The sequence below is a fragment of the Nocardia carnea genome (assembly GCF_029868855.1).
Lineage (GTDB): Bacteria > Actinomycetota > Actinomycetes > Mycobacteriales > Mycobacteriaceae > Nocardia > Nocardia carnea_A.
Genome location: NZ_JARWOV010000341.1, coordinates 1 through 16598 on the forward strand (window position 1 = coordinate 1; position 16598 = coordinate 16598).

At 66.1% G+C, this 16598-nt stretch carries 16 protein-coding genes and 1 pseudogene; 10 read left to right on the top strand and 7 right to left on the bottom strand.

Annotated features, from left to right (window positions below; all coding sequences use genetic code 11):
* A pseudogene (locus QH195_RS34345) lies at positions 1–133 on the top strand (cytochrome P450); the annotation flags it as partial.
* Here the strand turns inward: QH195_RS34345 and QH195_RS34350 are convergent.
* On the bottom strand, positions 77–577 hold the full coding sequence (locus QH195_RS34350) for a hypothetical protein (RefSeq protein ID WP_280438469.1): 501 nt from the start codon (positions 575–577) through the stop codon (positions 77–79). The pseudogene QH195_RS34345 and the gene QH195_RS34350 overlap by 57 nt on opposite strands.
* Positions 578–750: 173 nt before the next feature.
* Between QH195_RS34350 and QH195_RS34355 the strand changes: the two genes are divergently transcribed.
* From QH195_RS34355 to QH195_RS34375, 5 genes are read left to right on the top strand one after another with little or no spacing between them, the layout of a single operon-like run.
* Positions 751–1908 carry a mandelate racemase/muconate lactonizing enzyme family protein gene (locus QH195_RS34355; RefSeq protein WP_280438454.1) on the top strand — a complete coding sequence of 386 codons (1158 nt, stop codon included), beginning with the start codon at positions 751–753 and terminating at the stop codon, positions 1906–1908.
* Complete coding sequence (locus QH195_RS34360; protein ID WP_280438455.1) at positions 1905–2933, top strand: zinc-dependent alcohol dehydrogenase; 1029 nt, start codon at positions 1905–1907, stop codon at positions 2931–2933. The genes QH195_RS34355 and QH195_RS34360 overlap by 4 nt, the downstream gene beginning before the upstream one ends.
* A 37-nt stretch (positions 2934–2970) precedes the next feature.
* Positions 2971–3963, top strand: a complete 993-nt coding sequence (locus QH195_RS34365; RefSeq protein WP_280438456.1) for a hypothetical protein — start codon at positions 2971–2973, stop codon at positions 3961–3963.
* The gene (locus QH195_RS34370) at positions 3963–4733 is read left to right on the top strand and encodes an IclR family transcriptional regulator (RefSeq protein ID WP_280438457.1); all 771 of its coding nucleotides are present in this window, start codon (positions 3963–3965) and stop codon (positions 4731–4733) included. Before QH195_RS34365 ends, QH195_RS34370 begins: the two co-directional genes overlap by 1 nt.
* Entirely contained in the window at positions 4730–5584 is an 855-nt protein-coding gene (locus tag QH195_RS34375) for an SMP-30/gluconolactonase/LRE family protein (RefSeq protein ID WP_280438458.1), read from the top strand. Before QH195_RS34370 ends, QH195_RS34375 begins: the two co-directional genes overlap by 4 nt.
* Positions 5585–5697: 113 nt before the next feature.
* Here QH195_RS34375 and QH195_RS34380 read toward each other — a convergent pair whose 3' ends face one another.
* Together QH195_RS34380 and QH195_RS34385 are read right to left on the bottom strand one after the other, a co-directional pair.
* Positions 5698–6282: a hypothetical protein gene (locus QH195_RS34380; protein WP_280438459.1), complete on the bottom strand. Its 585-nt coding sequence runs from the start codon at positions 6280–6282 to the stop codon at positions 5698–5700.
* Between the two features lie 176 nt (positions 6283–6458).
* Positions 6459–7196, bottom strand: a complete 738-nt coding sequence (locus QH195_RS34385) for a hypothetical protein (protein ID WP_280438460.1) — start codon at positions 7194–7196, stop codon at positions 6459–6461.
* Positions 7197–7536: 340 nt separating this feature from the next.
* Here QH195_RS34385 and QH195_RS34390 point away from each other — a divergent pair, with 340 nt between their 5' ends.
* Positions 7537–8976: an NAD-dependent epimerase/dehydratase family protein gene (locus QH195_RS34390; protein ID WP_280438468.1), complete on the top strand. Its 1440-nt coding sequence runs from the start codon at positions 7537–7539 to the stop codon at positions 8974–8976.
* Positions 8977–9043: 67 nt separating this feature from the next.
* Here the strand turns inward: QH195_RS34390 and QH195_RS34395 are convergent, their stop codons facing one another.
* The gene (locus tag QH195_RS34395; RefSeq protein ID WP_280438461.1) at positions 9044–9472 is read right to left on the bottom strand and encodes a nuclear transport factor 2 family protein; all 429 of its coding nucleotides are present in this window, start codon (positions 9470–9472) and stop codon (positions 9044–9046) included.
* A gap of 322 nt (positions 9473–9794) precedes the next feature.
* Here QH195_RS34395 and QH195_RS34400 point away from each other — a divergent pair, with 322 nt between their 5' ends.
* Entirely contained in the window at positions 9795–11015 is a 1221-nt protein-coding gene (locus QH195_RS34400) for an acetyl-CoA C-acetyltransferase (RefSeq protein WP_280438462.1), read from the top strand.
* Between the two features lie 201 nt (positions 11016–11216).
* Here the strand turns inward: QH195_RS34400 and QH195_RS34405 are convergent, their stop codons facing one another.
* Positions 11217–11459, bottom strand: a complete 243-nt coding sequence (locus tag QH195_RS34405) for a hypothetical protein (RefSeq protein WP_280438463.1) — start codon at positions 11457–11459, stop codon at positions 11217–11219.
* 661 nt (positions 11460–12120) lie between these two features.
* Between QH195_RS34405 and QH195_RS34410 the strand changes: the two genes are divergently transcribed.
* Entirely contained in the window at positions 12121–12810 is a 690-nt protein-coding gene (locus QH195_RS34410) for an MspA family porin (protein WP_280438464.1), read from the top strand.
* 62 nt (positions 12811–12872) lie between these two features.
* A complete protein-coding gene (locus tag QH195_RS34415) occupies positions 12873–13526 on the top strand; it encodes an MspA family porin (RefSeq protein WP_280438465.1) in 654 nt (217 codons plus the stop codon).
* Between the two features lie 307 nt (positions 13527–13833).
* Here the strand turns inward: QH195_RS34415 and QH195_RS34420 are convergent, their stop codons facing one another.
* Both QH195_RS34420 and QH195_RS34425 read right to left on the bottom strand, forming a co-directional pair.
* Positions 13834–16062, bottom strand: a complete 2229-nt coding sequence (locus QH195_RS34420; protein WP_280438466.1) for an MMPL family transporter — start codon at positions 16060–16062, stop codon at positions 13834–13836.
* 150 nt (positions 16063–16212) lie between these two features.
* A partial coding sequence (locus QH195_RS34425) for a response regulator transcription factor (RefSeq protein WP_280438467.1) occupies positions 16213–16598 on the bottom strand: 386 nt, incomplete at its 5' end.

Consider the following 16598-nt stretch of genomic DNA (forward strand, 5'->3'; position numbering starts at 1 on the left):
CATCGAGGCCGAGGTCGACCGCGGTGACGGCGTGACAACGAGGCTCACCGACGGCGAAATCGCCGGTTTCGTCTCACTACTCGGCGGTGCCGGTGCCGAAACGGTCGCGAAACTCATCGGAACCGCCGCCGTAAACCTTTAAGGGCACGGGTATTTTTCTCGCCGGCTCGACGGCCACGACTCCGAGCGGCACGTGGTAGCGACGCAGGTCGGGCCGGGGCGGAATCGCGGCCGGGTCGGCGTGGTCGATGATGATGCCGAGGAAATCGCCGTCGACGACAACGTCGGCGAACATCCGCAGCTGTCCCGAGGTGCGTGCGACCTCGCCTGCCAGGCGTTTGTCGCCGAGGGCTGTTTCGGCATCGGCTTCCGCGACCAGGCGCCCGGTGTTCGTGTCGATCGCTGTCGCGGCGGCGCGCAGGAACCGTGCGCGAGTGCCGCGGTCCCGGAGGGCTTCCCGGGCGGTGTGCGCGGCAACTACCACGCGATCGACCCCCGCGCCGCCACTTTCCGCGGCGACTCGGCGGCGTCGCTCACCGGTCCGCGCATCGAGGCTCCACACTGAAGGCTCGTCCATCGAGTATCCCAACTGTTCGAGATTTCGAACATAGGTTAGTATTTCGAACACATGGTGGCTGATTCCGTGGTATCCGTCAACGAGTCTCGATACTTGACAGGCTTCGCGCGCCCATGGTTACTCTTTGTCGAGATTTCGGAAATCGTTCGAAATATCGAACATGGCTGGAGATCATGCAGATAACAAAACTGGAGACATTCGTCGTCGGAACACCGTGGCGGAACCTGACCTACGTTCTCGTCCACACCGACGAGGGGCTGACCGGCGTCGGCGAAACCCGCATGCTCGGCCATACCGACGCGCTGCTCGGTTACCTGCGCGAGGCCGCGGACAACCACATTCTGGGCTCCGACCCGTTCGCCGCCGAAGACCTGGTCCGCCGGATGAAGTACGGCGACTACGGCCGCGCGGGGGAAATCGTGATGTCCGGTATCGCCTGTGTCGAAACGGCGTGCTGGGATATCAAAGGCAAAGCACTCGGCGTACCGGTGTGGCAGCTGCTCGGCGGAGCGGTCACCGACCGGATCCCGGCCTACGCCAACGGCTGGTACACCACCGAACGCACCCCCGAGGCCTACGCCGAGGCCGCGCGTGGGGTCGTCGCCCGCGGCTACCGCGCCTTGAAGATCGACCCGTTCGGCAGCGGCCGTTACGAACTGAGCCACGCGGAGACGATGCGGACGGTCGCCCTGATCGAGGCCGTACGGGAGGCGATCGGGCCGGATACCGAACTCATGCTCGAAATGCACGGCCGGTTCAATCCCGCCACCGCGATACGCCTGGCACGCGAACTCGCGCCCTACCGCCCGGCCTGGCTCGAGGAACCCGTTCCGCCGGAAAACCTGAAGGCGTTGAAAAAAGTGGCGGCGAAAACCGATATTCCCATTGCCACCGGTGAACGCATTCATGATCGGATCGAATTCCGGGAAATCTTCGACTCCCAGGTCGCCGATATCATCCAGCCCGACCTGGGGCATATCGGCGGGATCGGCGAAACCCGGAAACTGGCCGCCACCGCCGAGACCCACTACATGCTGGTGGCTCCGCACAACGTGGGCGGCTCGGTGCTCACCGCGGCCACCTTGCAGGTGGCCTTCTGCACGCCGAATTTCAAGATTCTGGAGCATTTCAACGATTTCGCGGATTCGGCGATCCGGAAGGTGGTGTCCGGCGCGCCCCGGGTCGTCGACGGATACTTCGAGCGTAGCGACCGGCCGGGCCTCGGCGTCGAGTTCGATACCGCCGCCGCCGCCGAATTCCCGCAGCAGCAGGCGCACTTCGATCTGTGGGCCGACGGCTGGGAGAAGCGTGACCCCCAGGGCCGGCGATGAACACCGGCCGGCACGAGCTCGTCATCGAACGTCCGGGCGAATTCCGGATCGCGGCGCATACGCCCCGCCCGCCCGGTTACGGCGAAGCGCTGGTCCGGGTGCACGCCGTCGGGATCTGCGGCAGCGACCGCGAGGTGTTCCACGGCACCCGGCCGACCGGGTTCGTGCGGTATCCGCTCGTCCCCGGGCACGAATGGTCGGGCACCGTCGAGGCCGTCGGCCAGGGCGTACCCGGCAGCTTGATCGGCCGGAAGGTCGTCGGCGAAGGATTTCGCAGTTGCCTGCGGTGCGCACGGTGCCGGGCCGGCGAGACGACACTGTGTGAAGCCGAGTACGCCGAAACCGGGTTCACCGTGCCGGGGGCCATGGCCTCGACACTGACACTGCCGGCCCGGCTGCTGCACGTACTGGCCGACGATGCGGACCTGACCGCTGCCGCGCTCCTGGAACCGCTGGCCTGCGTGGCCGCCGCCGCGCTGATCGCGGAGGTCCGGCCGGGAAACCGGGTCGCCGTGGTCGGTACCGGGACGCTCGGAGTTCTCGCACTCCAGTTGCTAGGCGCATCCTCGCCCGGTGAACTGGTGGCCGTCGGCCGCGGTGCGGTATCGGCCGAACGCGCTCACCGCCACGGGGCGCACACCTACCTGACCTACGACAACCTCGCGCACGCAGAGGGTTTCGATATCGTCGTCGAGGCGGCGGGCTCCGCGAGGTCGGCCTCCGTATCGTCCGCGCTGGTGCGTCGCGGCGGCCGCCTGGTGCTGACCGGGATACCGGCGCCGGGCGCTGTCCCACTCGACCCGGCCGATCTGGTGATCCGGCAGGTGGAGGTTCGTACGGTGTTCGGCGCGAACTCGGGGGCCTGGGCGCACGCCGTACGCGCGTTCACCGCCGGACTGGTCGACCTGCGGTCCGTAGCGACGCATCGAATGTCGCTCGGTGAGTACGCCGACGCCATCGCACTGATGGGGGAGGCGCGACCGGACGTCGGCAAGATCCTCCTGCTTCCGGGCTCGACCGCATGACCGGCACACTCCTGACCCTCCGATCCGAAGGTATGCGATGAACGCCTCAGTACACCCGATACGTCCCGGTGCCACCCGGCTCGCGACGATCGGCTTTCCCGGGCCCGCCCCCGATCCGGCCGACGCTTCGGTGCACTCCTTTCCCGATGGTGGCAGGTGGCGCACCGAGATCCCGTCTGTCGAGGGCCCGGCGGCCTTGGCGGCGGTGCTGGCGGAGTCCGATCGGCTCGGCGTGCCGATCCACCGGATCAGCCAGGGCAGCGGTATCTGGATGCTCACCGATGCGGAGATCACCGAAATGGCCGGCGCCTGCGCCGAGCGCGATATCGAACTCTGCTTGTTCACCGGTCCCCGGGCCACCTGGGATATCGGCGCGGGAACCCGCACCACCGGAGGGGGCACCGGCCCGCGTGCCTTCGGCCACTCCGCTGTCGCGGCCTGCGTGGAAGACGCGATTCGTGCCACCGAACTGGGTGTGAAATGCATTCTGGTCGCCGACGAAGGGGTGTTGTGGGTGCTGCACCGTCTTCGGGTCAACGGCGATCTGCCGGGCGACACCACACTCAAGGTTTCGGCACTCATCGGTCCGGTCAACCCCGCCGCGGTATCGGTCTTCGAGCGGCTCGGTGCGGACTCGGTGAATGTGCCGTCCGATCTCACGCTCGCGCATCTGACCGAGATCCGCCGGGCGAGTCGTGTCCCGCTGGACCTGTACCTCGAATCTCCCGATGATCTCGGCGGTTACGTCCGGATGCACGAGGCAGCCGAGCTCATCCGGCGCGGCGCGCCGGTCTATCTGAAATTCGGGCTGGCCAAGGCGCCGGCCATCTATCCCGCCGGTGCCCACCTGCGCGAAACGGTGCTGTCCACCGCTCGCGAACGCGTCCGCCGCGGCCGGCTGGCGCTCGATATGCTGCAGCGGCTGGGCCCGGCGGACGGAATGTCGCCGCTGGGTACTCGCCTGCCCGGTGCGCTCGAACGCTTTCCGGTGCCCGAACAGTGGCCGGCGCTTCCCGGAGGTATCGCCTGATGGGCCGGCTGGTTCCCGCCGTGACGCGGGCGTTGGACATCCTCGAGCTGTTCCTCGACCACGAAACACTGTCCGCGCCGGAAATCGTCGGCGCGTTGCACCTGCCGCGCACCACGGTCCACGAACTGGTCGCGACCCTGGTGACCCGCAGCTACCTGGTAGCCGAGGAAGGCGGCCGGTACCGGCTCGGTGTGCGCACCCATCAGCTCGGCAGCCGCTATGCCGCCCAGCTGGACCTGGTCAGCGAGGGCGAACTCGCCGCGAAACAGGTCTCCCGGAAGTGCGGCGAAACCGTCCATGTGGCGGTTCTCGAAGGCACCGATGTCATCTACATTGCCAAGGTCGATTCCACGCACACCGTGCGCATGGTCTCCGCGGCGGGCCGCCGGCTCCCGGGGCACTGCACCGCCGTGGGCAAAATGCTGCTCGCCTCGCTCCCGGAGGAAGAACTGCGCACCCGGCTGCCCGACGACCGGATCTTGGAGTCGCTGACCCGGAACACCATCACCGATGTCGACACGTTGCGCGCCGAACTGGCCGAAGCCCGTCGCGCCGGAACCGCGGTCGAGGAATGCGAATCGAATATCGACGTGTCCTGTGTGGCCGCCCCCGTCCACGACCGGACCGGAAGTGTGGTGGCCGCGTTGTCGATCTCGGTTCCGCTCAGTCGGTGGTCGCGCGATCGGCGGATCGAGCTGGCGCGACTCGCGGCCTTCGGCGCGGAGACGCTGTCCGAAGCCCTCGGTTATCGCGGCAACACAGCGTCATGAGTGCGCGATTCGATCTCTGCGAGGCGGTCTCGATGGAGGCCGAGCTCGGCGAAGGCCCAACCTGGGACGCCGCGGCGGGGCGGCTGCTCTGGGTGGACATCCTCGGTTCGGCGATCCACAGCCTCGACCCCTCCACCGGGTCGGTCGGCACCGTCACCACATTCCAGCATGTCGGGGCCGCCAAGCCCCGGGCCGGTGGTGGGCTTGTCGTCAACCTCCGTGACGGAATAGGCCTGTACGGTCCCGACCGGGAATTCAGCTGGCTGCACCACCGGCCGGTACCCGGATGCCGCGGCAACGACGCGGCAGTGTCCCCCGACGGCGCGCTCTGGGCCGGCACCATGCGCTACGACGAAGCACACGGCGGTGGCACCCTGTTGTGCGTGGACGGGGACGGTGAACGGCGTGTCGTACTCGACGATGTCACGGTCAGCAACGGGATCGGCTGGAGCCCCGGCGGGGATCGCATGTACTACATCGACTCACCGACGAGACGAATCGATGTCTTCCGCTACGACGAAGGACGGATCGGCGGGCGCGCGGTTTTCGCCGAGATCGAATCCGGCGCCGGTGTGCCGGACGGTTTGACCGTCGACGCCGCCGGCGCCGTATGGGTCGCGCTCTGGGACGGCGGCCAGGTGCGGCGATACACCCCCGAAGGAGTGCTCGACCGGGTCCTGCCACTACCTGTCCGCCGTCCCACCGCCTGCGGTTTCGGGGGTTCCGATCTCACAGATCTCTACATCACTACGGCCCGCACCGGCCTTATCGAGCCGGAGCCGTTGGCCGGGTCGCTGCTTGTGATCCCGGGCCTCGGTCAAGGGGTGCCGCAAGCGCTGTTCGCTGGGTGATCGAGCTGCGGCCCGAGACATGCTGCCGGACATCACCGTTTCGAACGGAGTCTCCGTGACGCGCCCTGGTGACGGCAGGGCCATCACCAGGGTCGCCTGAGTCCGGTTTCCGGCTATCCGGCGCCGGAGCCGCTGGCGGAGCCGCTGTTCATTCCGCCCGCCGAACCAGATGGCAGGCGAAGGTTTGCGTCGGGTACGCCGGTCCCGTCCTGGTCGAGAATGCCGTCCTGGCCGGCATAAGGGCTCTGCCCCGGCGGGGCTTGGAGCGTGACTATGTACTTCCACCCGGCGTCGGACAATGCTGCTCCGCCGGCCACGAGGGTGCCCACGACACCTCCGGCCCCGGCAAAGGCGGCGATCACGGCCGGTGCCGTTGCCAAGCAAGCCGGTCCGACTACCAGGCACGATCCGAGGCCGAGAACCGCGCCGATCGCGGCGCCGACGGCGGCGCCCGCGAGCCCTCCGAGCCCGGCGTTCCGGGTCAGTTGGGTGGAGAGTTCGTTGAGTGCGAGTTGCTCCTCCATCGGCGAGGCCACAGGGTGCGGGGCGGCCGTATGCGTGGTGGGAAGGTCCGGTGTGAGGGTGAGTGTGCGTCCGTCGGCGGCGATTTGTTCCTTGATGGCAAAGGGACGTTCGTTGAGCCAGTAGGTCAGTGGCAGCGTGGTCAGGGGCTGGTTGTGGGCATCGACGACAGTCACCGCTCGCCCGTCTCCGGCGTGCGCGAAGGTCGCGTGTTCCAGCGTTGTGACTACCGCGGTGCCGGAGACGACTGTCCGGAACTGCGCTGGAGCGCCGGGATCGGCCGATACGGAGGGGGCCGCCGCCGGAAGGATCGCCGTGATGGCAATAGTTCCTGACGTTATTGCGCGAGTGATCATTTCGCTGGTCCCGGAGCAGTCGGACCGGTGACCGGTGCCGGAGCGCCACCCGGTTTTCCGCGTGTCTGATCGGCGTACTTGCTTGTGCCGGGCGGTGCGTTCAGCACCGTGACGTACTCGAATGCGGCCGCGGCCGCGACCGGGCCGCCCGCGATGACAAGACCCGCAATTCCGCCGACACCCGCGGTCAAGCTCATGATGGGTAGCACCGCGACCACGCACGCCAGACTGAGCACCGCACAGGCTGCACCGGAGAGCACCAGGCCGACTCCAACGCCGGCCAGCGCGCCGATCGCGGTTCCGACCAGGGTGCCGAGCGAGGTCCCGATGCTGACCGCGTTGATGAGATCGTTCATCGCGAGCTGGTTCTCCAGCGGCGACGCGACCGGCCGCAGTGCCGCTCGGTTCAGGGCGGTCGTGTCCGGAGCCAGCGTCAGCGTGCGGCCGTCGGCAGAGATCGTGTGGTGCAACTGCAGATGTTGGCCGTCCAAGGAGTAACTCAGTGGCAGCGATTCGAGTCGTTGGCCGCCGTTGTCACTGAGCACAATGGACCCGGCCGCGGTATCGAGGTCGAATCGGCCGTGCTCCAGCGTGGTGACCACGGAGGATCCTGCAATGCTCGCTTGGTAGGCGACCGGCGCGGCAGTGGAGTTCTCGGAGTGTGCGGGTGCGGCGCCCGCCAGTAGGGCAGCGGCCAGGAGCGCCGCGGAAATGGTGGACCGGTGGAGTTTCATCGGATCTTCCTCAATGAAGTCGGATGTGTCCCAGCGATATCTGCTGAGACGAGAATCACGACCGACAGCATGAGATCTATTGAGTGATGCAGATCTCACCTATCCCACTCAGCGGGAGACATGTGCAACATGTGACGCATAGTGGCGGGATTGCGGCTCGGAGGGGTGCGGCATTTCCACCGCCTGTACGCGCTCGCGCGCTATGCGACATTTGCTGCATATACTGATGTGGCGGGCGCGCGATAACGGTTTCGACGGGCGCGGTGACGCCCTGTATAGAGGCTTTCCGCCACGGCCTTGCCGGATGGGGGTGCGGACTATGGAAGGACACAGCGTGACGATGCCGACCACAACACCGACAAGGGTGTTTCTCACCGGAGCGACGGGAAACTGGGGGCGCTACATTCTGCGTGAGTTCCGCGAGCGCGCGGATTCGTTCCACGTGGTCGCGCTGGCGCTGCCTACCGATCAGGATCGGGCGGTGATGCGTGATTTCGAAGAGATGGACAACCTCGAGGTCGTCTTCGGTGATCTCACCGACTACGACGCGGTGCTTCGTTGTGTAACCGGTGCGGACTACGTGTTGCATGTGGGAGCCGTGGTATCTCCGTTTGCCGACGACCATCCTGAACTCGCCCACCGTGTCAACGTCGGTAGCGCCGAGAACATCGTCCGTGCTGTGCGAGCGCAACCTGATCCCGCTGCGATAGGGGTCGTGATGATCGGTACGGTCGCCGAGACCGGCGACCGTAATCCGCCACACCACTGGGGTCGCGTGGGGGACCCGCTCCGTGTCGCCCGGTACGACGAGTACGGGCAGAGCAAGATCATCGCCGAGAAGATACTCGTCGAGTCGGGGCTTCCGAAGTGGGTGTGGTTGCGGCAGACCGGCATATTCCACCCGGGCATGCTGGAGATCCGGGATCCGATCATGACCCATTCGCCGTTCGCGGGGGTGATGGAGTGGGTGTCGGTCGAGGACGCATCCCGGCTGCTGGCCGAGATCTGTACGGGCGCAGCACCGAAGGAATTCTGGCAGGGTGTCTACAACATCGGCGGGGGCGAGCCCTGGCGCCTCACGAACTGGGAGTTGCAGACCGAGATGGCCGCAGCCATGGGTGTGCGGGACGTGCGCGGGTGGTACGAGCGGAACTGGTTTGCCACCCGGAACTTCCACGGCCAGTGGTACACCGACTCCGATCGCCTCGATGAACTTGTCCCATTCCGTCGCGACAGCTTCGCCGTCGCCCTGCGCCGCGCCGTCGCGGCCGCGCCGGCCTCGGTGCGCAACGCGGGGCGCATTCCTCCGTTCATCGTGAAACATCTGGTGATGGCGCCGCTTACACGGAAGCACCGGGGCACGATGAGCTATGTACGCGCCGGCGACGAGGCCGCGATCGACGCGTATTTCGGTTCCCGGTCGGAGTGGGAGGCGATCGGCGACTGGAGTACGTTTTCACCGCCACAACCGGACCGTACGCCACACCGTCTCGACCACGGATATGACGAGGACAAACCTGTGGATCGATGGAATACCGCGGATATGAAGGGGGTGGCCGATTTCCGCGGTGGTGTGCTCCGTTCTCCGGAGATGGCCACCGGTGAAATCGCCACGCCGCTCGAATGGACATGTGCGCGCGGCCACGAATTCCGCGGGTCTCCACGGCTGATTCTCAGCGCCGGGCACTGGTGCCCGGACTGTGTGCGGGACGCGGCCGGTTATCGCGAGCAGGCAACGCAGAACCTCTTCCTCGCGCAGATCGAACTCGGGAGTCGCTGACCCGGGAAACCTGACTGCTTCAGCCGATATGAACGGCTGGAGTAGTCAGGTTGCGTTGGGTGGAGACTCAGCTTTTCGGTGCTCCGAGAACGGCGATATCGCCCAGTTCGATCCGGACGTCGAAACGTCGGTGTGTGATCCGCCAGCCCGCGGGAGTACGTACCAGGCGGTCGTGATAGGTCCCGATGGACTCGTAGGGCTGGAGGCCGGCGCGTTCGCCTTTGCCGATGTGTACTACACGGATGTAGCAACTCGAGACCGCCTCATCGTCCTCGACAGTGATGTGGTAATTCCCCAGAAGATGCTGAGAAGGCCCGCATGGGTCGAGGAACCCAGAGATGGTCTGGATCAGCGTTGCCCGTCCCTCGGCCTGGAAACCGCCGTAATCGCCAGTGGCGTCGGGATGGAATACGTCCTCGAGCATCGGCCAGTCGCGAGTGTCGAGCGCGTAGCTGTACTGGTTCAGTACATCGATGATGGCTTGGCGGTCGGACATGGGTCGGGTTCCTTTCTCGGGGGATAGTGCGGGCCAACGGTAGGAGGCAATCGGTCCGGTCGACAGCGACGATTCCGTTGATCGGGAACAGTGGCTGCACCCGGACGATCGATCGCGGCGAACTCGCGCGGTGCAGCCGAAATCGGTTCAATCGCCGTCGACCTCCTGATTGCCGCTGCGGTAACCGGCAGCGCCTGGTCGCCGGCCGGTGATTCCGCCTGACGGGAAGCCTGCCGCTGACGGTGGTTCGCGGATCTACCGTGAGGCGGTCGCAAGGTCGGCTCGCGATCAGGCGTTCCCGTTTTCTGGCAAAGGAGTCCCCATGCCCGAGGCCGTCATTGTCTCCACTGCGCGTTCCCCCATCGGTCGTGCCCACAAGGGTTCCCTCGCCGGCATACGGCCCGATGACCTCGCCGTTCAGATCGTGCGCGCCGCCTTGGATCAGGTGCCGGAGCTCGATCCTGCCGAGATCGACGACCTCATTCTGGGTTGCGGGTCGCCGGCGGGAGAACAGGGCTTCAACCTCGCCCGCAATGTGGCCGTCATGCTGGGCTACGACCTTGTGCCGGGCACCACCGTGCACCGTTACTGTTCATCTTCGCTCCAGTCGACCAGGATGGCGTTCCACGCGATCAAAGCGGGCGAGGGGGAAGTATTCGTCTCGGCGGGTGTGGAAACGGTGTCGCGGTATGTCAACGGTTCGGCCGATCGCTGGCCCGATACCCAGAATCCGCTGTTCGCCCACGCCCGGGCCCGCACCGCGGAGGCCGCAACGGGCGGCGCGAGCGTCTGGCACGATCCTCGCGAGGACGGATTGATTCCCGATATCTACATCGCCATGGGCCAGACCGCGGAGAACGTGGCCACCCTCACCGGCATCACCCGCGAAGAGCAGGACCGTTGGGCTGTGCGCTCGCAGAACCGCACCGAACAGGCGATTGACGAGGGCTTCTTCGAGCGGGAGATCACCCCGATCACTCTGCCTGACGGCACCATCATCTCCACTGACGACTGCCCACGCCTCGGCGTCACATACGACGGTGTCTCACAGCTGAAGCCGGTGTTCCGCGCGGACGGCAGCGTCACCGCAGCCAATTGCTGCCCACTCAACGACGGCGCCGCCGCCTTGGTCGTCATGAGCGACATCAGGGCGCGGGAACTCGACCTTACCCCGCTGGCCCGGATCGTGTCCACGGGCGTATCGGGGCTGTCGCCGGAGATCATGGGCCTGGGTCCGGTCGAGGCATGCAAGCGTGCGCTGGGGCTGGCGGGTATGACGATCGACGACATCGATCTGGTCGAGATCAACGAGGCTTTCGCGGTGCAGGTGCTCGGTTCTGCCCGGGGCCTGGAGATCGACGAGGACAAGCTCAACGTCTCCGGTGGTGCAATCGCGCTGGGGCACCCTTTCGGGATGACCGGCGCACGCATCACCACCACACTCATCAACAACCTACGGACCCATGACAAGCAGTTCGGGCTGGAGACCATGTGTGTCGGCGGCGGGCAAGGCATGGCGATGATCGTCGAACGTCTTATCTGAGTTCTGGACCCCGCCGGCCGGGGTGCTACGTGTTCCGATCGCCGGGACGTCCTCGCAAGGTGGATTATGAGGCAGGCACGGGTTTCGCTCACGGCAACGTGCGGCTGAGCCCTGGCCGACGCCGGTGTGCGGGTGATCCCGGGTCGACCAACCTGCGGTACAGCGGCGATCCGACGGTATCGAGTTCGAGTGTTGTGCTGGCTATGTCCGATGCAGAAGTCGAGGAGGCATCGCGCCGGGCACATCGATGAGATCGCGCCACTCGACCTCGCAGCCGAGATCGACCGTTGCGGTGTGATGACTCTGGGGGCCACCACAGATAGGGTCGTTCGCCTCCATCGGCATGACCATCACCGGGCTGTCGGCGTTCAGCTCCTTCCGGCCAGTGATCGCGGCACGGCCGGGCATGATCCGGCCGGCCGCAACCTTTTGGTGCTCAGGCACGCGGAGCCGAGAGGTTGCTATGCACGGCACGGATGGTGCCGAACAGTGCGTTACGAACGTATTTCTCGCTGAGCGGGAGTGGCGATGGTCTCCTTTGCGGGGGGCGGCCTACGGTCGATATCGAATCGTCCGGAATGCGCCGGCCGCACCGAGCGGTGCCGGTGACCGCACCGGTCGATTCAACGGTTGCCGACCGCTACGCGGCGACCGGTCCGCGCTGTTGCGCCGGCCTTCGATCGGCCGAACGCCGAACAGCGGCCGGTGCCCGCGGACTTCCGCATCCGGCGTGCAAATTCGCGCCACGCGGCGTAGCGGAGGAAGAAGAAGGGAACATCATGACCGCAACCCAAACCTTATAACCGGGTAGCCGCGGTGTTCTGTCCGCCACCCGGAATACCGGACGGCGGCAACTCGCCACGCCCGATATAACCGTGGCGGTATCGCCGCATCCATTGTGCTGATCATCGAATCAATTCGGTTCGGTTGATCGGAGTCGCTTCGCCTGCCCGGACTACTCATCCCGGGATACTTCACGCGCTCATTGTTCGAAAAATGGGCACGACATGCGGTGTAGTGACCTGCCCATATTCTTCCGGCGACCGACCGGAAAGACATTGCCGATACCGGCATGACCGCTTTCGATCGAGATGAGGGTCAACAGATGAAAGCAAATGTCCCACGCCGCCCGTATGCCCACGGCCTCCGTGGTGGTATGCGCCTGGGTGGAATAGGTGCGGTATTCGCGGCCGTCGGAATGCTGGCCGCCGGCCACGCCACGGCCGATACGTTCGTGCCGCTGCCCGACGGTCGTGAGGCCGCCCACGGGGCGACGATCACCCGTACGGCCGAACATGCCGTGGTGTCGCCGTCGATGGCGGCAAACGGGGTGGGGCGGGTGGTGTGGGTATCCGGTACCGTCACCGCCGATATCGCGCACACGCCGGCCGTGGAACGTCCCGGTCCCTATTCGACGCCGGAGAATTGGCCGGGTACGAACAATTCGTCGACTCACGGCGCTTCGCAGGTGAGTACCGGTTATATCGTCGGATGCCAGGTCAGTATCGGCGAAAGTGCCGTCACCGCAGGGCTTTCCGGTAATGTCAGTACCAACGGTGCCGGGTTGAGCGGTTCGGCCGGTATCCAGATCGGGCCCGGTCAGGTGAAATTCGTCCGGATCGGCTTCAAGGATATTCTCCGGCCCGGGGTCTACAGTCTCGGTTACCGGGATTTCGAAATGGAGATCCAGGGATGCGGCGGTTATGCCCAGGCCCGGGCCTACACGGTCGTGGAAATCATCGGCGATCATTATTCGAAGACCACTCTCTACGGTGCTCCGTTCAGCATCGGATGAGCACGTACGTTTTTCCGAATGCTCGTCTTCTCATCAAGTCGTGAACCCGGAGAGGTTTCGAAATGTTTGATCCCAGGAAAATTGCCCGCGCCGCTTTTGTGGCGGCCGCATCGGTGGGGTTGGCAACCACTGGTATCGCCGGCGCCGACACCTTCATACCGTTGCCCGGAGCCGCGATCAGCGAAACTCTCGGCGACGGCACCGCGGTCACGGTGCGTATCGTCGGAGAATCGGCCACGATCAGCCCGTCCATGGGCGCCACTCCGCTGCACCGCAACGTCTGGGTGTCGGCCAGTGCGCAGGTCGAACTGTCGGCGCCGGCGCGCTCGAGCATCAAGCCCGGCTATGTGGTCGGCTGCCAGGTCAATATCGCCGGAGGCGGTGCCAACGGCGGCGCGAACTACAGTACGGATCTGTCGGGCGAGAAGCAGTCGGCCGGCGGCAGTCTCGGCGGGAATCTGAGCCTGGGGCCGGGGCAGGCCGAGAAGTTCTACCTGCTGGACCTGGAAGCCCCGGACGCCTTCGGCTCGGAATCGCATCGGCCCTTCTCCTCGCTCGCCGGTACCAGCGGGAGCGTGAGCTGGCGTAACAGCACCATCGGGCTCGCGGGTTGTGCGGGTTATGCGCAAGCGAGGGCTTTCGCCGAGGTGGAGGTCGAAACCGCTACCGCCAAGGAGGTTGTCACCGTCTGGGGTCAGCCGTTCAGCCTCGGCTGAGACAACCCGCACCCGGGTCCCACCGCGCGGCGGGACCCGGGCTCAGCGGTGACGACCTGTCCGCAGGTGCCGTCACCGCATCAGGAGGAAGTAATGCGTCGAGCGGTTCGAATACGGTCGGCGACCGTTCCCTCCACCTGCCGACGCGTCCGACCGATCCCGAGTTCTCTTCTCTCACACCGATATTTACGGCGTGTGATTGTGCAACTCGTGAAGCACATTCACAAAGCCAGGCGGGCGCAGCCGGATGTCGACGGGCACCAGGCGAGCGCGTACGCCTCACCCAGTGCCCGTTCGCGGCGGACTCTCAGCGGGTGTGCGCGTGCTTGCGCTCGGCCGCCGCCGGTGGTTCGTCCAATGCGTGGCCTTCCGCGTCTATGGAGGGCAGAACGCGGTCCAACCACGCCGGGAGCCACCACGCGGACTTGCCCAGTAGCGCCAGCGTGGCCGGAACCAGGATCATCCGGACCAGGAAGGCATCGACGACCACACCGACGGTGAGGCCGAATGCGATCGAGGCGACAGTGGTAAACGAGCTGAACCCGAATCCGGCGAATACAGCCGTCATGATCGCGGCCGCCGCGACCACTACGGGTGCCGAACGGCCGAAGCCCTCCAAGATCGCCTCGCGGGGCGAGAGACCCCGCTCGTGTGCTTCGTGCATCCGGGAGACCAGGAAGACCTGGTAGTCCATCGCCAGGCCGAACAGGATTCCGGCGAGGATGATCGGCAGGTAGCTCAGCAGCGGATCACCCTGTGGTGCGGGTAGAAGCGTGTCGAGCCAGCCCCATTGGAACACCGCGACGGTGGCTCCGAGTGCGGCCACGAACGACAGCAGGTAGCCGAGGGCGGCGATCAGCGGGACGAGCAGCGAACGGAACAGCAGGACCAGCAGGAGGAACGACAACACCACAATGAGACCGACGTAGGTCACCAGAGCCTGCTGCAGAGTGCCGGCGGTATCGATGCTCACTGCCGTTTCACCTGTCACCGCCAGGGTGTGGCCCGCACCTGGGTCCACTGTTGTCCGGATCTCGCGCACCAGGTCGCGTGTGGAGTCGTCGATCGGTCCGTGCGCGGGGATCACCTGGACGATCCCGGCGCTACCGTCTGCGGACACGGCCCCGGGAATCACGGTCCGGACCTCGTCGAGAGGCTCGATCTGCGCTGCGACGGCGTTGAGTTCCGCCGGGCCGATCTGTCCCTCCACGAGCACGACCAGAGGGCTCTGGGTGCCACCGAACTCATCCTCGATCATCGCGTAGGCGGCGCGCTGCGTCGACTGGGGGTCGTCGCCGCCGGGAACCGCGACCGCCGACTTCAATCCCAGGGCGGGTGCCGCCATCACCAGCAGACCGATCACTACGGCGAGGACGCTCCGCACGGGACGCTTGGTGACCGCACCTGCCCAGCGGTCCAGCGGAGTGGGTTTGTCGGCGGCGACGCCGCCCACGGCGTAGTTCGCCTGGTCGGCGAGTATGGCGCGCTGACGGCGTGACAGGGCCCGATGTCCCATGACCTTCATCAGAGCCGGCAGGAGTGTCAGTGCCATGGCTACCGCTATCGCGACGGCGAACGCTCCGGCCAAACCCATCTCGGTGAGGAAACCGATTTTCACGACACTCAGCCCGGCCAAGGCGATGACCACCGTGGCGCCGGCGAAGAGCACCGCCGACCCCGCCGTCCCGACCGACCTCGCCACGGCCTCGTCCACTGATCGCCTCGCCATCAGCTCCGAACGGAAGCGGGCCAGGATGAACAGGCAGTAGTCGATGCCCACGGCGAGACCGAGCATCACCGCCAGAATGGGAGTGACTTCCCCGATCGGCTCGATCAGTGTCCAGGCGAATATCCCGAGGATGCCGACAGCAACGCCGATCAGCGCACCGAGCATGTTCGCGCCCGCTGCGACAAGCGATCCGAAGGTCATTACCAGCACCACGAACGCGATCACCGCACCGACGATCTCGGTCGGCCCGAAGATCTCCGGGCTCTCTGTGTGCAGCCCGCCACTGACCTCGACCTCGGCACCGTCGCCGCGCAGGTCGTCGGCGATTACCATTACCCGCGCATCGATCGCGGATCGATTGCTGTCGGACAGCTCGGTGAACTCGGCGTTGACGACTGCGGTCGTTCCGTCGTCCGAGAGGTACCTGGCTGTGGGATCGAAAGGATCCGAGACCGCGGCCACGTGAGGGAGTTCACCCAGTTGTGTCCGGGCATTGTCGACGGTCGTACGACCGGGCCCCTCTGTGACTCCGCCCGGGCCGGTGCTGCGGATCACCAATCCGAGCGTCCCAGCATCCTCGGGAGACTGTGGCGCCGGGAATTTCGTGTCGAGGACTCCCATGGCCTCGGTCGACTCGGCACCGGGGATGTGGAAGGCGCTGGTGTCGCCGTCGGCAGGCGGCGGCGCCGAACTCATTCCGGCGGCGGCGCCGCCGAGCGCGAGAAAAAGGAGCACCACCCAGGCGAGAACGGCACGGGCCGGATGCCGCGCACCGGCTCGCCCGACCCGGGAGAGGAAGATGGCCATGAATATCCTTTCGGCACGGGAATGAGCAGACGGGTCTCCACTCGCTCCTCCAGGATCGTGACGAAAGGCTGCGACGGCATCGTTTCCTCGCAGCGTCGAAATACCGCATGCGGTGTACGGCGGGCGTAGTGCGACGGCAGTACAACAGGATCATTCGACCAGGCCTGCTTTGTGCGCCAGGGCTACGAGCTGGCCGCGGTCGCGGGCGTCGAGCTTGAGCATGGCTCGGTTCAGATGGGTCTTGACGGTATACGGAGAAATCGACAGCCGCCTGCCGATGGTGTCGTTGTCGTCACCGTGGGCTGCCGCGGCGACAACTTCCCGTTCCCGTTCGGTCAGCATCGCCACGCGATCGGCGAGCACCGGATCTACCGGCGTGTTGCGGGCAGCTCGTGACCCGGTGAGCGCGCCGGCGACCGCGCGCAGCGCCCCGTTCGGCAGGGTGATATAGCCAGCCGCGCCCGGTTGCACGGCCCCCCCCCACACGCTGGGGTCTGGGCACGAACCCACGCAACCCACCGCCCCCCCCCCCCCCC

Bases quoted from the DNA above. Each gene is read 5' to 3' on its own strand.
- QH195_RS34350 (WP_280438469.1), bottom strand. From the start codon at position 577: ATGGACGAGCCTTCAGTGTGGAGCCTCGATGCGCGGACCGGTGAGCGA.
- QH195_RS34355 (WP_280438454.1), top strand. From the start codon at position 751: ATGCAGATAACAAAACTGGAGACATTCGTCGTCGGAACACCGTGGCGG.
- QH195_RS34360 (WP_280438455.1), top strand. From the start codon at position 1,905: ATGAACACCGGCCGGCACGAGCTCGTCATCGAACGTCCGGGCGAATTC.
- QH195_RS34365 (WP_280438456.1), top strand. From the start codon at position 2,971: ATGAACGCCTCAGTACACCCGATACGTCCCGGTGCCACCCGGCTCGCG.
- QH195_RS34370 (WP_280438457.1), top strand. From the start codon at position 3,963: ATGGGCCGGCTGGTTCCCGCCGTGACGCGGGCGTTGGACATCCTCGAG.
- QH195_RS34375 (WP_280438458.1), top strand. From the start codon at position 4,730: ATGAGTGCGCGATTCGATCTCTGCGAGGCGGTCTCGATGGAGGCCGAG.
- QH195_RS34385 (WP_280438460.1), bottom strand. From the start codon at position 7,196: ATGAAACTCCACCGGTCCACCATTTCCGCGGCGCTCCTGGCCGCTGCC.
- QH195_RS34390 (WP_280438468.1), top strand. From the start codon at position 7,537: ATGCCGACCACAACACCGACAAGGGTGTTTCTCACCGGAGCGACGGGA.
- QH195_RS34395 (WP_280438461.1), bottom strand. From the start codon at position 9,472: ATGTCCGACCGCCAAGCCATCATCGATGTACTGAACCAGTACAGCTAC.
- QH195_RS34400 (WP_280438462.1), top strand. From the start codon at position 9,795: ATGCCCGAGGCCGTCATTGTCTCCACTGCGCGTTCCCCCATCGGTCGT.
- QH195_RS34410 (WP_280438464.1), top strand. From the start codon at position 12,121: ATGAAAGCAAATGTCCCACGCCGCCCGTATGCCCACGGCCTCCGTGGT.
- QH195_RS34415 (WP_280438465.1), top strand. From the start codon at position 12,873: ATGTTTGATCCCAGGAAAATTGCCCGCGCCGCTTTTGTGGCGGCCGCA.
- QH195_RS34420 (WP_280438466.1), bottom strand. From the start codon at position 16,062: ATGGCCATCTTCCTCTCCCGGGTCGGGCGAGCCGGTGCGCGGCATCCG.